19 protein-coding genes are annotated in these 13,100 nt (G+C 50.7%); 10 read left to right on the plus strand and 9 right to left on the minus strand.

The genetic code is table 11. The features are described from left to right. Window positions 1–100: 100 nt before the first annotated feature. Window positions 101–391 carry a hypothetical protein gene (locus tag D889_RS0103060; RefSeq protein WP_010630362.1) on the minus strand — a complete coding sequence of 97 codons (291 nt, stop codon included), beginning with the start codon at window positions 389–391 and terminating at the stop codon, window positions 101–103. Between the two features lie 185 nt (window positions 392–576). On the opposite strand from D889_RS0103060, the gene D889_RS0103065 reads away from it, so the two are divergent. The 9 genes from D889_RS0103065 to D889_RS0103110 all read left to right on the plus strand — a co-directional run bounded on the left by D889_RS0103065 (window position 577) and on the right by D889_RS0103110 (window position 6,031). Then, a complete protein-coding gene (locus D889_RS0103065) occupies window positions 577–966 on the plus strand; it encodes a hypothetical protein (protein WP_010630363.1) in 390 nt (129 codons plus the stop codon). Window positions 967–1,136: 170 nt separating this feature from the next. Next, the gene (locus D889_RS0103070) at window positions 1,137–1,373 is read left to right on the plus strand and encodes a hypothetical protein (protein WP_010630364.1); all 237 of its coding nucleotides are present in this window, start codon (window positions 1,137–1,139) and stop codon (window positions 1,371–1,373) included. 36 nt (window positions 1,374–1,409) lie between these two features. Then, window positions 1,410–2,084: an SOS response-associated peptidase gene (locus D889_RS0103075; RefSeq protein WP_010630365.1), complete on the plus strand. Its 675-nt coding sequence runs from the start codon at window positions 1,410–1,412 to the stop codon at window positions 2,082–2,084. Between the two features lie 111 nt (window positions 2,085–2,195). Beyond that, a complete protein-coding gene (locus tag D889_RS15350; protein ID WP_018962131.1) occupies window positions 2,196–2,297 on the plus strand; it encodes a YjcZ family sporulation protein in 102 nt (33 codons plus the stop codon). Window positions 2,298–2,526: 229 nt separating this feature from the next. Next, entirely contained in the window at window positions 2,527–2,988 is a 462-nt protein-coding gene (locus D889_RS0103085) for a DUF2975 domain-containing protein (RefSeq protein WP_010630366.1), read from the plus strand. A gap of 10 nt (window positions 2,989–2,998) precedes the next feature. After that, window positions 2,999–3,247 (plus strand): helix-turn-helix domain-containing protein, encoded by a 249-nt coding sequence (locus tag D889_RS0103090; protein WP_010630367.1) that lies wholly within the window; start codon window positions 2,999–3,001, stop codon window positions 3,245–3,247. Further along, window positions 3,248–4,798, plus strand: coding sequence for a DUF4153 domain-containing protein (locus D889_RS0103095; RefSeq protein ID WP_010630368.1), 1,551 nt, complete (start codon window positions 3,248–3,250; stop codon window positions 4,796–4,798). A gap of 250 nt (window positions 4,799–5,048) precedes the next feature. Then, a complete protein-coding gene (locus D889_RS0103105; RefSeq protein ID WP_010630369.1) occupies window positions 5,049–5,327 on the plus strand; it encodes a DUF3243 domain-containing protein in 279 nt (92 codons plus the stop codon). A 143-nt stretch (window positions 5,328–5,470) separates the two neighbouring features. After that, entirely contained in the window at window positions 5,471–6,031 is a 561-nt protein-coding gene (locus tag D889_RS0103110) for a cob(I)yrinic acid a,c-diamide adenosyltransferase (protein WP_010630370.1), read from the plus strand. A gap of 825 nt (window positions 6,032–6,856) precedes the next feature. Here D889_RS0103110 and D889_RS0103135 read toward each other — a convergent pair. The 4 genes from D889_RS0103135 to D889_RS0103150 all read right to left on the minus strand — a co-directional run bounded on the left by D889_RS0103135 (window position 6,857) and on the right by D889_RS0103150 (window position 9,919). Further along, window positions 6,857–7,378 carry a metallophosphoesterase family protein gene (locus D889_RS0103135; protein WP_010630373.1) on the minus strand — a complete coding sequence of 174 codons (522 nt, stop codon included), beginning with the start codon at window positions 7,376–7,378 and terminating at the stop codon, window positions 6,857–6,859. Continuing rightward, the gene (locus tag D889_RS0103140; RefSeq protein ID WP_010630374.1) at window positions 7,375–7,980 is read right to left on the minus strand and encodes an XTP/dITP diphosphatase; all 606 of its coding nucleotides are present in this window, start codon (window positions 7,978–7,980) and stop codon (window positions 7,375–7,377) included. The genes D889_RS0103135 and D889_RS0103140 overlap by 4 nt, the downstream gene beginning before the upstream one ends. Further along, window positions 7,977–8,729, minus strand: coding sequence for a ribonuclease PH (rph, locus tag D889_RS0103145; RefSeq protein WP_010630375.1), 753 nt, complete (start codon window positions 8,727–8,729; stop codon window positions 7,977–7,979). Before rph ends, D889_RS0103140 begins: the two co-directional genes overlap by 4 nt. Before the next feature lie 164 nt (window positions 8,730–8,893). Then, complete coding sequence (locus D889_RS0103150; protein ID WP_010630376.1) at window positions 8,894–9,919, minus strand: GerMN domain-containing protein; 1,026 nt, start codon at window positions 9,917–9,919, stop codon at window positions 8,894–8,896. A 180-nt stretch (window positions 9,920–10,099) separates the two neighbouring features. Here D889_RS0103150 and D889_RS0103155 point away from each other — a divergent pair, with 180 nt between their 5' ends. Next, window positions 10,100–10,531 (plus strand): hypothetical protein, encoded by a 432-nt coding sequence (locus D889_RS0103155; RefSeq protein WP_010630377.1) that lies wholly within the window; start codon window positions 10,100–10,102, stop codon window positions 10,529–10,531. A 50-nt stretch (window positions 10,532–10,581) separates the two neighbouring features. Here the strand turns inward: D889_RS0103155 and murI are convergent, their stop codons facing one another. The 4 genes from murI to sdhB all read right to left on the minus strand — a co-directional run bounded on the left by murI (window position 10,582) and on the right by sdhB (window position 13,089). After that, window positions 10,582–11,364 (minus strand): glutamate racemase, encoded by a 783-nt coding sequence (gene murI, locus D889_RS0103160; protein WP_010630378.1) that lies wholly within the window; start codon window positions 11,362–11,364, stop codon window positions 10,582–10,584. A 216-nt stretch (window positions 11,365–11,580) separates the two neighbouring features. Continuing rightward, window positions 11,581–11,748: a hypothetical protein gene (locus D889_RS15555; RefSeq protein WP_018962135.1), complete on the minus strand. Its 168-nt coding sequence runs from the start codon at window positions 11,746–11,748 to the stop codon at window positions 11,581–11,583. A gap of 233 nt (window positions 11,749–11,981) precedes the next feature. Beyond that, entirely contained in the window at window positions 11,982–12,206 is a 225-nt protein-coding gene (locus D889_RS0103170; protein ID WP_010630379.1) for a helix-turn-helix domain-containing protein, read from the minus strand. A 112-nt stretch (window positions 12,207–12,318) separates the two neighbouring features. Next, window positions 12,319–13,089 (minus strand): succinate dehydrogenase iron-sulfur subunit, encoded by a 771-nt coding sequence (gene sdhB, locus D889_RS0103175; RefSeq protein ID WP_010630380.1) that lies wholly within the window; start codon window positions 13,087–13,089, stop codon window positions 12,319–12,321. Window positions 13,090–13,100: the final 11 nt, after the last annotated feature.

The raw sequence follows: 13,100 nt of genomic DNA on the forward strand, positions 1-13,100 counted from the left end.
CCGGAACGCCGGTAATCAAAATTTCCATCAAAAAACAATCCACGGATCAATGACCGGCGGTATCGCTGTCATTGGCTTCACGTGGATTTTTTATCAGCTTTCAGGATCGCCCCCGGACAGAGCGCAGGACCATCAGATTCTCGAACCAGTTTCTGTCACGGGTGGCCAGCGCCAGATCGATCATGCTGTCGATCTCGCCCGGGGAGAAGCGATAGCCCTTCTCGCCGATCACATCATCATAAGAAATTTCAAGCCACTTCATACCCGGATATCGGTCACACTGCGTCACCCGCAGTTTACAGCGCTGAAAGCCGGGATACAAAGCCGTAATAAATCCGATGCAATGATGTTTCCCCAAATATTTCGTATGGACCCATTCCCCGATTTTCATGGTTCATCGCCTCACTATGAATCATGATCCATGGCCGACTGGTATGTTTCTCTCTACAGCATATTCACCGACAGCCTGACCGGCTACCTTTGGACTGCCTTTCCGCCCGGAACCTTTACGTCCGGAGAAGGGAACGCATTCCTCCCTGGTTGAATACCCTGTTCTTGCAAGGGAGGAATGCAGTAATGGATCAGGATGCCTATCAGTATGATAACGACGAATCGTACCGTGCGCCGAATAATGCGGCGAACCATCCGGTGAACAATGCGATGCAGGGGAACCCGGCAATGCTTCCGGATCACAGACAGCTCAAAGCATTGGCTGAAAAATACCAGAATCATTATGTTACCGGTCATTTAAAGGACGGAAGGATTATTGAGGGGATCATTCTCGGTGCAGATCATGAAGCGGTCACTCTGCTTATTGTTGAAAAAAATGCCTTACCGAGAGATGACGACAGCCGGCAGTTTGGGCGTTTTCCCGGATTTTTTCGATTCACGCCCTTTCGGTTCCCTTTTCCTTTTTTCGCCCCGCCCTTCTTCTCACCATTTATTTTTCCGTTCTTCTGGATTTAACCGGGTATGGCAGCCAAATCGGACGAAGCGTGTATGGACCGTTCATACACGCTTTGTCTGTATGCCCGGACTCAGCTGAACTTCCGGACAGTTGACATCCGGTCTGTCTCTTATACAATTTAAAGTGTAAGACGCTGCATCAATGCAGTCTGAAAGAGACGGTGAGTAATGTGAACGATATATCGGTCAACCAGGCAATTCAACTGATCGACCAGGGCAGAGAACTGGACTTCACCTATCAGGGCGAGACGTATTCGATCACCCATCTGGGCAACGCTAAAGAAATCACCCATCACGGCTTATGGATGGATTATCAATCCGGTGAAGCCCTTTTCACGCAGCACCGGATTCAAGGAAAGCGGCTCGCCGATATCTGGAAAAATGCTGAAGTGGATATCATTTTTTGATCATGGAAATGACTCTTGCAATCCGAGGTGAGTGCAGTGTGCGGCAGGTTCACAATTATCGCCCCTTATGAATACGTCATTTATCGGTTCGCTATTAAGCGCAGTGCACCGAAATTCGAATTCCGGCAGAGCTACAATGTCGCTCCCGGCCAGAAGATCATGGCCGTAGTCAGTGACGGCTCGCAGAATCGGCTCGGCGATTTAAAATGGGGACTGATTCCGCCCTGGGCAAAAGATCCGAAAATCGGCTACAAACTGATCAATGCACGGGCCGAGTCGGTCGCCGACAAACCCAGCTTTCAAAAAGCATTCCGAAAACATCGCTGTCTGATTATCGCCGACAGTTTCTATGAATGGACCCATGACAATCCAAAAAACAAGCGGCCCTTTCGTTTTAAACTGAAAAGCGGCGACTTGTTTGCCATGGCCGGACTCTGGGAAGCATGGCGGTCCCCTGAGGGCGGAGTCACCCATTCGGCTGCGATTATCACAACGGATGCCAATGCGCTGATGGCCCCGATTCACAACCGGATGCCGGTAATACTCAGAAAAGAAGATGAACAGAAATGGATTGATCCGTCCGTTCAGCAAAGCGAGCAGCTGAGCCTCTTTCTGAAGCCGTATGCCAGTAAAGAAATGGAAGCCTATGAGGTCTCCAGGGATGTCAATTCACCGCGTCACGATGACGCCCATTTGATCGACCGTATCTGAGCCTGTTACCTGCTATGTTGGCTAAGTTATGGCGAATTGAGTGATTTGTCCCGTTCATCGACCCTCTTACGGCCATATAATACCGTATCACGCAACGAGGAGGTGTCACTTTTGAGCTATGATGGTGGTGGCTACAGCCACGGGAACAGCTTTGCACTGATTGTCGTTCTGTTCATTCTCCTGATTATTGTCGGTACGGCTTTCATTTATTAAGCGAACACATCCGCTCTGCCGCCTGAAACCTTCAGTACCTCCTCCAGAATCAAGGCACCCGCGCACCCGGGTGCCTTTTTCGTCCGTCCGTAATTGCTCCACGATCCGAATAACGAACTTATTTTTCTGCTAATCAATATTTATTTATCGTTTATCGATAATTTTATACTGTTTTTCGATATATAATATGGTATACTCTTTCTGGAATTTAATGGAGAGGTGAGTGCAGATGAAGATATTGGATCAAAACGGGCTTTCCGGACTCGTCAACGGGCTGCTGCATCTGATTTTGCTCGGGGGCGCCGTCATTTTTGTCAGCCTGCCCTGGTCGGTTAAATGGTACATGAACGTACTGCCCTACGAATCGTCAGAGAACTATGCGTTTCTGCTGGCCTTCTTTGCGATTACCGGTTTATTTGCATTGACGATTGTTTATGAACTGATCCGGATTTTCCGGACACTGAACCGACATGACCCGTTCCAGTGGGATAATGTCCATAGTCTCAGAAAAATAGCCGTGGCATCGTTCCTGATTGCCGCCGGCTATATCGTCAAGATGATTTTTTTTAATTCCTTTCTGACTGTCATTCTCGTCATGGTCTTTGTCATTGCCGGATTTTTTTCGATCATCCTTGCAGAAGTATTCCGGCAGGCGGTAATTGTTAAAGAAGAAAACGATCTAACGATTTGAGGGGTGCAATATGTCGATTATTGTGAATCTTGACGTGGTCATGGCACAAAAGAAAATCAGCGCCTCGGAACTTGCCGAAAGCGTCGGCATTACACCGGCCAATCTGTCGATTCTGAAAAACAACAAGGCAAAGGCAATCCGTTTTTCCACTCTGGAAGCGATCTGCCATGCTCTTGACTGCCAGCCCGGAGATCTGCTCGAATATGTTGCTCCATCGGCCCATGAGCCGGCAAAACAGTTTAAAAAGGAGCGGAGATAGATGAAAAATAATCATCCTTTTCACTCGATGAAAAAAAGCCGTACGCTGCTGTTGAGCACCATTTTGCTTGGTGTGCTTGTCGACATCCTGTTCTATGATAGGATGCTGGGTGTCTCTTATCCGATTTTTGTCGCTGCATTCTACAGTCTGTTTTTCTGGAATTTCCGAAACCGGATTCAGGTCCGGCTCAGCTTCGGCTGGCTGCTGCTGATCCCGATTTTTCTGCTGTCGCTGACCTATTTATTTTTCTCCAACATGATTTTCTACGTGCTGAATTTTGTTGCCGTTCCCTTCCTGGTTGTGGTGCAGACCCTGCTTGTGACCGACAGGGCCACGCGGCGCTGGCACAGCGTATCCTTTCTTAATGACCTGATTTACAGTTTCTTCTACAGGCCGTTTGCTTATGTGACGGTGCCTTTCGTTCTGTTATCAAAGGGGCTGCTCACCAAATCGCGGATTAAAAAAGACAGTACCCTGCTGAAAGTGATTATCGGTATCCTGATTACCCTTCCGCTGCTCGCGCTGATCCTGTCCCTGCTGGCTTCGGCGGATGAAGTCTTCGGTCACTTGTTCGGCCAGATCCCCATGCTGCTGGCAAAGATCCCCTGGAACACATTCGTCGGCCGGATTGTACTGGCAGGTATTGTCGCCGTGGTTCTGTTCAGCTATATCTGGAGTCTGATGCGGCCGAAGCCGGAAAACGAATCACGAATCCAGCGTTTTGGCGCGTCCGGGCCGAAGCCGCGGATCGACCCCGTCATCGCGGTCACTCTGCTCAGCCTCATCGATGCAATTTATGTGCTCTTTACGTTGATTCAGTTTTCCTATCTGTTCGGCGGACCCGCAATAGCGCTCCCGGCACATTTTTCTTATGCCGGATATGCCCGGAGAGGATTCTTTGAACTGATCGTTGTGACGCTGATCAATTTCAGCGTGCTCCTGACGCTGATCTATCTGATTAAGGAGAGCGGACGGCTGATCGGCAGGGCCGTCCGCCTGTTCGAATCGCTGCTTGTCGTCTGCACGCTGGTCATGCTGCTTTCTGCTTTCTTCAGAATGGCGCTGTATGAACAGGCCTATGGCTACACCTATCTTCGCCTGCTGACGCATGCGTTCATGATCTTTCTCTTTGTCCTGTTTATTCTGACTTTCTGGAAAATCTGGAAGAAGAAAGTGCCCCTGTATAAATATTATCTGGTCACTGCGATCGCGGCTTATGTTACGATCAACTATGTGAACATCGACCAGCTGATTACAAAATACAACATTGAGCGCTACCAGCTGACCGGAAAAATCGACGTCAGCTATCTCTCCACGCTATCTGATGATGCCGTTGCCGGCAGCGTCCGCCTGCTGCATGTAAAGGATCTGTCTGTCTCCGGTCGCATGGAAAATATGCTCTATTTCCGGAATCAGAGCCTATCCGCTCCGGAGCCATGGCAATCCTTCAATCTGTCGCATCACCGCGCAAAGAAAATCCTGTCCGGCTATACACTGCACCATCGGCAGAACTATGATCAGCCGCCGGCCGCATCATTCAATGAGCCCTGATTCAGCCGGCGAATGCGAGCATGACAATGGCCGTCACAACGGTCAACGCCGGCAACAGAAAGGTCAGTGCTTTGGCAAATGTTTCACTGGATGTGCTGTTCATATGTCTCACCCGTCTTTCCTGTTCAGTATAACCGGGCAAGTTTAAAAATTTGTGAAACCACGATTAGAAATTGATGAGTGGCCGATGCATGATTTTCAGCCGATTGAGGAAAATTAACGATGCTTTAAAAAAGGAGGAGATTCGACGATGTCTGTCATGAGCAATTGGGATCAGTGGAAAGATTTTCTGGCCGACCAGATGCACCGGGCAGAAAACATCGGCGCCAGTTCGGAGATCATCAATGATTTTGCCACGAAAATCGGCGGCTATCTCTCCGATCACGTCGACCCGAAAAATGAACAGCAGCGGATGCTTGCCGATCTTTGGCACGTTGCCGATACCGAGGAACAAAAAACCATCGCGCGCCTGATCATGAAACTGGTCAACAATAACGGTACACTCCAGCAGCCTGAACTGCAGCGTTGATACGACGAATAAGTGTATGGGAAGCCATCAGAACCCTCCGGAAGCTCCGGAGGGTTTCGGTGCCTGCAAGCGATTTTTAATATGCTATAATGCGAATGATTCAGTAAAATTTTTTTGCCCGCGGGGCTATGGAGGAAACGTCAATGAAAATTTATACCGGACACGGTGACGCCGGGAGGACACTAACCTTAAACGGTTCCCAGCCTTTGAAAAACAGCCCGCTGATTCAGTTGAACGGGAGTCTTGACGAAGTGTCGGCATCTGCCGGTTACCTGATCACACTGATCGGCAGCCGGAACAACCGTTCAGAAGAACAAGAGGATCTGGTCTGGATACAGAACGTGCTTTACCATATCGGTATCGAAGTCAGTTCGGCTTTTTCCAGGCTTTATATTGATTCGTCCTGTGTTGCCGCACTGGAATCCCGGATCGACCGGCTTGACGGGCAGAATGATCCGCTGACGGAGTTTATTTTATACAGCGGCACGATGCCGGCCGCTTATGCGCAGGTCACACGATCGGTGACGCGGCGCTGTGAACGGGACTTTGTCACTTTTTTAAGCGAAGCCGATCAGAAGATCCCTCAAAGCTATCTGTTCATCAACCGGCTCTCCGACTATTTCTTTGTTCTCGCCCGTTATCTGAATAAATGCAGCGGGATCAAGGAGGCAACCGTATCCAAATGGAAGCAGATTGATGGTTGAATTCCGGATCAAATCGGTTCTGCGGCTGATACGCGGCAAACAGTGCACCTGCAGCGGAAAACTGCAGCCGGGTTTTAACGGCATCTTAAAAATAAATCCCCGGCCGCGGCAGCGTTTCTGCATCAGTCAGGGAGGAGTCATCATTATGTACGGCCGGTCAAAAAAGACCGGCTGAAGAACTGTTCCGATCTGCAGCATCAGTAGCCCCGCTGCTTCTTGAGTTTCGTATCCCACCAAATAATCCCTACCACCGGAAGAATCATAACAATTGTGCCAAACACACCTACTGCTGTCATCTCTGTCTCACTCCTATCGTGGAAATGAAATAAAATGTAATCGCTTCCACATCTATATTATATCCTGAATCTGTTGATTGATTCAATGCTTTTGCCTGCCGGAGGAAATCTTTTTCCCTGTTCTGCATTTTCATTGATGAAATTAAAAAAGCAGGACCTTCTTCGGGTCCTGAATTAGGGGGGTCTTGCCTGATTCGAGATTAAAAGGATTGTTTCAAGCTGAACAATCCCAGCAATATATACGATGGAGCCCGCCGATTCGGTTCAGAATGCTGAAAATGAGTCGCCGAATCAAAACCTCAGTATCATTGCGATAACGATCGCCCAGAACGGCAGGCAGATCGCCGTCGCCCAGGCTGCTCCCTTAAAAAAATTTCCTTCCAAAAAAACCACCCTCGGTGACTGTGGATCGACTCAAGCCAACCCACTTTTATCAGGCAGTTTTCCCATATATTCTGAAATTCATTCCATCCATTCACCCGGCAGCGCCGTAAGCCGGGATTAGCTGCCGGAGGACCCGGTCAACCGCTCATTGCCCCCGGGAATACACCTTTGAAAATTGGGGAACCGGCTCACCTTTGAAGTTATAATAACGGACAGCTGCCTGCTTCTCGTCCGCACTAAGCTCAAGGACGACATACGTCCCCTCCTGATAATTTCTCGGCAGACGCAGACTTCCCGGGTTGATGCCGATCATGCCTGCTTCTTTAAAGGAACCGGCAAAGTGCGTATGGCCGTAGCAGATGATGTCTGCCTTCACCTCAAGTCCCCGGTAGCAAATTCTGGCCGGCGACTGCCGGACGCCAAGCAGATGACCGTGTGCCACCAGAAATTTCAGCGGCCCGGACTGTTTCACGATCTCATCCGGAAAACGTCCGGGAAAATCGCAGTTGCCCTCAACCGTCAGATAACCCTTCAGTTCCGGACTGTCCGGTTTGAGTTCCGAATCCCCGCAATGGATCAATGCTTCGACTTTCCCCTGATATCGTGCTCTGAGCACAGCCAGTTCGCGCTTCATTCCGTGTGTGTCACTGACAATCAGCCATTTCATTTTCTTTTCCCTACCCATTCTGGCCATTTTCGGCGTAATTCCTGCAATGCCCGTGCACGATGGCTGATCCGGTTCTTCTTCGCTTCACCCATTTCAGCGAATGTTTCCTTCTCATCCGGAACAAGAAAGACCGGATCATAGCCGAATCCGTCGGCACCGCGCCGTTCCGTCGTAATGACACCGTCGCAGCGTCCGACCGCAAAACGGGTCGGCGTACCGGGAATGCTGAGTGCCAGCGTACAGCTGAAATGTGCTGTACGCCGATCCGTCGGTACGCCCTTCAGGTTTCCGAGCAGTTTATCAATATTCCGTTCGCTGTCCTTTTCGGGTCCGGAATAACGTGCTGAGTAAATGCCGGGTTCCCCGTGCAGTGCGTCGACCGACAGTCCCGAGTCGTCGGCAATGGTGATCAAATGCGTCTCTTTGGACAAGGCTTCTGCTTTCAATGCTGCGTTTTCCTTAAAGGTCTTCCCTGTTTCCGGCACATCAATGACGATGTTCAGGTCCTTCAGGGAACGGATGTTGACATCGAAGTCCTCGAGGAGTTCCTTGATTTCTTTTATCTTCCCCTGGTTATTCGACGCAATCAGTACCTGAGTCATCTGTCGATCCCCACCTTGTTTTTGGTCAGAATAGTCCCGATGACCGCCTGTTCGGCGTGAATCAGTTCACGGATGCCCTTCTTCGCGAGCCGGAGCAGTTCAGCCAGCTCTTCATCACTGAAAGTGGCCTCTTCTCCGGTCCCCTGAATCTCGACAAAACGTCCTTCGCCGTTCATGACAATGTTCATATCCACGTCGGTTGTCGAATCCTCCTGATAGCACAGATCAAGGACCGGACCGAACTGCGGATGAATCCCGACCGATGTCGCTGCCAGGTAGGTTGAAACCGGAAGCTTGTCGATCATTTTTCTGTCCATCGCCGTATTAAAGGCCAGCACCATCGCCACGAAGGCTCCGGTAATTGAAGCGGTGCGCGTCCCGCCGTCCGCCTGAATGACGTCGCAGTCAATCCAGATCGTCCGCTCACCGATGGCGCTCAAATCAACGACCGATCGCAGGGCGCGCCCGATCAGACGCTGGATCTCCATCGTCCGGCCGGCAACCCGCCCTCTTGAAGACTCACGCATCGTCCGTTCCGGAGTGGCCCGCGGCAGCATTGAATATTCCGCTGTAATCCAGCCCTTCTTCTGTCCGCGCATAAACGGCGGCACACGATCCTCAATACTTGCATTGCAGATGACTTTTGTCCGGCCGATCGATATCAGAACCGACCCTTCCGGATGAATAATAAAATCCGGTTGTATTTTAACGGCGCGAAGCTCGTCACTGTTTCTTCCGTCTGGTCTCATTGCTCGATTCCTCCGCTGTATATCTGAAACTTGATTCACTTTAAAGTGCCTGCCTCGTCATTTATGAACTGTATTTCAGAGATGATTCGCAGCCCATGGATTGTTCCATTAAAAAAGAACAGCATGCCGCTGCTCTTTTACTATACCATAATTTTAAAACGGTATTATAAACCTGTTGCGTCCACCATTTTCCGGGATACCGGTCCGGAAATAACTTTCCCGGATTCAAGCAGGATGCGCTCCGAATTGCCGACCTTGATAGCGACCTGACGGATTCCCGGCTCGCCGGTCAGGGTCAGAACGAGACTGCGTAGCGCCTGATCACTGATTTTTTTTGCCTTCGGGCTGTCAAAAATGGCATTATTAAAATGCAGCCGCACGACACCGTCGCTGATCGTCGGTTTTTCAACCAGCTTTGTATCCGGGTTAAACGGCGAAATGAAATCGCTTGAAGCAGGTTCATGAATCAGCGCCGCAACCAGCCCCGACAGGATATCTCCCTGATCAGCAATTCTGACGGTGACCGGCACCTCATAGGTTTTCCCTTTATCTGCCGCAAGATAGTAGACCGTCTGCTGACTGCTCCCGGTGACATCGGCCAGTGAACCGAAGACGGGATTAATGCCATCCGCTCGGGTCAATTCGCGGCCGACCACCTGAGCAGCCCCGGCGGATCCGCCCGACGCACCTTTTCCGGCAGCAATCCGGACGGTGACTGACTTCACCTGATCAAACTGTGTGGCTGTCCAGACAATCGACTGAAGGATCTGCTGCCTGTCCGCTCCGGTGCCGATCAGTTCTTTAGAAAAATCGGCCGTCAGGTTTCCCCTTGCATCTAGCGACGTATGTGTCACTTCCGTATCCGGCGGGAGCACCGCCTGAAATCCATTGGGCAGGAGATCGGTGACCGGACCGTCCTTGACCAGATATTGCAGGGTCTGCCGGATGGCATCCTTCGTCTCGGGCAGTCCGACTGCCTGGGGAATCAGCACACCTGTCGCATTGGACAAGTACAGCTGCCGCTGAATATAGGTGGTCGCCTTTGACGCTTTCTGAAGATCCGATTTGCTTTTAACATAACTCAGGCTGTCCGGTTTCTGGGTGTCCGCACCGCCGCAGCCGGCAAGCAGCGAAGCAGACAAAAGAAATACCAGAATTACGGCACTGCAGGTAAATCGACGATACCTCATCATATTTGCCCTCCCGATTGGGTTTGTACTCTCATGTATACGAGCCCTCGGAATGAATAGACCTGCAGGCGGGCGATTTTATTCGCGTCCGCGGAATAAAAATATCGTCACGCCGGATGATGTTTAAAAACGACACGATTTTGCCGATTATGTTATTATGAAAATAATTTTTTAATCAGTATGCTTCACCCGGAGGTTTTTACGATTACATCTAAACCGATTCATTTTGTTGAAATTCCCTTTATCGAAGATCTGACGCAAATCCATCAATACAATCAGACATTAACCGTCACTCTGCATGACTATCCGATGGATCCTGGCCGAAAACCGGTGCCGGGAACACTGGCTTTCCGTACTGCCGGAGCAAACATCATCGATTTTGTCGGCGTACAGGCCTTTCCAGTATGGATCATCGAGCAGCGAAAAATATACGCCGACGGAGACCGGATCGTTGTCAGAATGAACGATGGCCGGATCTTTGCCGGCATCTCCCGCTTACTCACCCCACAAACGCTGATTCTGCGTGACTGCCGGGGGATTAACCGTGAAGTCATTGAGTTCTCAAACGTTGGCTTTATGGGCCGCCTGGTTTGCGGAATGAACGCCGGTTAACCAGCCCGGCATGTATCCGGAACGGGCACCCGGCTTCTCCGGTCCCATCGTTATTTTTCCAGCCTGTCCAGTCTGTCGAGCAGGTGCTGATAGTGAACCAGCGTCTCCTGATCCGCGACCTCGACGCCCGACCGATAATAAGTCACATGGCCCGTCCCGCCGCCGGTCTGATGACGGCCGGCAAGGATGCGTTTAAGATTGCGTGCTGTGCCCGGACCGCCGTCGATAATATCCGTACCTTCAGGAAACAGTTCCCTGAAACTGTCCCTGAAAAAAGGAAAATGCGTACAGCCGAGGACGACCGTCCCATATTCTGTGACGTCGAATCCGGCGAGTTGTTCCTTAAGGTAGGGAATGACATGGTTACGGTCAAAATCAAATTTTTCAGCAAGGGTGACGAGGCCGGGAAGCGGCAGACCGTCAACCCGGTCGTTTTTGTCAAGACGTTCGACAAGGTGGTGATATTTCGCTTCACTCAGTGTCAGTCGTGTCGCCGTCACCAAAACTTTCTTCCCTCGTTCCTCGCTCTCCCGGACAGCCGGTTTCACCGCCGGTTCGATGCCGAGGACCGGGAATGCATACTTCGCCCGCAAATCGTCAATCGCGACACTGGTCGCTGTGTTGCAGGCCACCACTAGTGCCTTAAGATGCTGCTGATTCAGAAAATCGGCTGCATCCATCACAAAGCCCCTGACTTCCTCTTTGGGCTTCTCGCCATAAGGAACATGTGCCGTATCGGCAAAAAAGATATAATCTTCGTCGGGCAGCAGTTTCATCGCCTGGTGAAGCACGGTGATGCCGCCGATCCCGGAATCAAAAACAGCTATTTTCACGAATTCCACTCTCTTTTATTTTTTTGCCCTGTTAAACGTAATGGTATTTTTACCACTCGATCGTCCAGAGCGAAGGGTGCCGGACTCCCGCGGGGAAAACAAGCACCTGCCGCGGAAAACGACTGCCAAATTTAATAGAGCCCTTTTTTCAAATGCCATAACTCTTTCAGTATATATGTACAGCCGGCAAAATGCATCGTTGTAAATTAAATGTCGTTATTCCCTGCCTGAAGGCACAGGCATGTTTACTTTCGGGGAATGGCGCCGGTTGTTCTCCATCTGACCGACGAGGTCGTTCAGAATCTGCAACTTTTCTTTCACCCGGTCCAGATGCCGGCTTGACCTTCGAAACAAGGCGATAAAAGACTGATATTCCTGACTCATGGTGTATAAAACTCCTTTATCCGCTGCGGGTGACTCCCACAGAGGGACTGCTGTGTGCAACAGAATCATACCATCTTATTTTTCCGGATGCATCTCTCACACCCCGGACGCCTGTCTTCCCGCGGTTCCATATCCATCAGCCGAATTTTAGAAAGAGATCCGACCGACGGGTCCCCGATGTTCCATATTAAGAAAAAAAACAACAGCCGGTCCTTCATCAGAACCGGCCGATGCTATAATTTGAGTTCTCCGAGCCTGAGCAATTCAACAACCGCCTGGGAGCGTCCTTTTACGCCCAGTTTTTGCATCGTATTGGAAATATGGTTGCGAACTGTTTTCTCACTGATAAAAAGTTCCCCGGCAATATCACGGGTTGTTTTGTCCTGAACGAGCAGCTCAAAGACTTCTCTTTCTCTTTTTGTCAGTAAAGGTTTCGGATGATGGTAGGCTTCCTTCAACAATTCCCCCTCCTTGCTCGGCAGAAGAGCGGGCGGGAAAGGCTTTTAGTCACTGATAGTCTATGTTACCGGGAAACGGGGTGTGACCCGAAAAATCTGCTCAGAGCGCCCGTTACATGTTATCGCTGCCGAAGAAGTCGCGGAACGACTGGCCGACTGTGGCGCGGTTCAGCACCGCAATCGACGTCGTCAGCGGAATGCCTTTAGGGCATACCTGCACGCAGTTCTGTGAATTACCGCAGCCGGCAATACCGCCGGGACCCATAATGGCGTGCAGCCGTTCCGCTTTATTCATGGCACCGGTCGGATGGGCATTAAACAGGCGAACCTGTGACAACGGCGCAGGGCCCATGAAATCCGACTTGCTGTTCACATTCGGGCATGCTTCCAGGCAGACACCGCAGGTCATACATTTGGAGAGTTCATAGGCCCACTGCCGCTTGCTCTCTGCCATACGCGGTCCCGGTCCGAGATCATAGGTTCCGTCAATCGGGATCCATGCTTTGACCTGCTTCAGCGCATCAAACATCCGGCTCCGGTCGACGATCAGATCACGGACAATCGGGAATGTACCCATCGGCTCCAGGCGAATGGGCTTTTCCAGCTTATCGATCAGCGCCGTGCATGCCTGACGCGGACGCCCGTTGATCACCATTGAACAGGCACCGCACACTTCCTCCAGACAGTTCATCTCCCATTGCGGGGGCGACGTCTTTTTCCCTCCTGCGGTAACCGGATTACGGCGGATCGCCATTAGCGCTGAGATGACATTCATATTCGGGCGATAGGGCACCTCAAAGGTTTCCTTATAGGGAGGCGCATCCGGACCGTCCTGGCGAGTGATAATCAACTGAATTGACTTCGGACGACTTTCCTCACTCATATGTTTCTCCC

The sequence above is a fragment of the Sporolactobacillus vineae DSM 21990 = SL153 genome (assembly GCF_000377985.1).
Taxonomy (GTDB): domain Bacteria; phylum Bacillota; class Bacilli; order Bacillales; family Sporolactobacillaceae; genus Sporolactobacillus; species Sporolactobacillus vineae.

Bases quoted from the DNA above. Each gene is read 5' to 3' on its own strand.
- D889_RS0103060 (WP_010630362.1), bottom strand. From the start codon at position 391: ATGAAAATCGGGGAATGGGTCCATACGAAATATTTGGGGAAACATCAT.
- D889_RS0103065 (WP_010630363.1), top strand. From the start codon at position 577: ATGGATCAGGATGCCTATCAGTATGATAACGACGAATCGTACCGTGCG.
- D889_RS0103085 (WP_010630366.1), top strand. From the start codon at position 2,527: ATGAAGATATTGGATCAAAACGGGCTTTCCGGACTCGTCAACGGGCTG.
- D889_RS0103090 (WP_010630367.1), top strand. From the start codon at position 2,999: ATGTCGATTATTGTGAATCTTGACGTGGTCATGGCACAAAAGAAAATC.
- D889_RS0103095 (WP_010630368.1), top strand. From the start codon at position 3,248: ATGAAAAATAATCATCCTTTTCACTCGATGAAAAAAAGCCGTACGCTG.
- D889_RS0103105 (WP_010630369.1), top strand. From the start codon at position 5,049: ATGTCTGTCATGAGCAATTGGGATCAGTGGAAAGATTTTCTGGCCGAC.
- D889_RS0103110 (WP_010630370.1), top strand. From the start codon at position 5,471: ATGAAAATTTATACCGGACACGGTGACGCCGGGAGGACACTAACCTTA.
- D889_RS0103135 (WP_010630373.1), bottom strand. From the start codon at position 7,378: ATGAAATGGCTGATTGTCAGTGACACACACGGAATGAAGCGCGAACTG.
- D889_RS0103140 (WP_010630374.1), bottom strand. From the start codon at position 7,980: ATGACTCAGGTACTGATTGCGTCGAATAACCAGGGGAAGATAAAAGAA.
- rph (WP_010630375.1), bottom strand. From the start codon at position 8,729: ATGAGACCAGACGGAAGAAACAGTGACGAGCTTCGCGCCGTTAAAATA.
- D889_RS0103150 (WP_010630376.1), bottom strand. From the start codon at position 9,919: ATGAGGTATCGTCGATTTACCTGCAGTGCCGTAATTCTGGTATTTCTT.
- D889_RS0103155 (WP_010630377.1), top strand. From the start codon at position 10,100: ATGCTTCACCCGGAGGTTTTTACGATTACATCTAAACCGATTCATTTT.
- D889_RS15555 (WP_018962135.1), bottom strand. From the start codon at position 11,748: ATGAGTCAGGAATATCAGTCTTTTATCGCCTTGTTTCGAAGGTCAAGC.
- sdhB (WP_010630380.1), bottom strand. From the start codon at position 13,089: ATGAGTGAGGAAAGTCGTCCGAAGTCAATTCAGTTGATTATCACTCGC.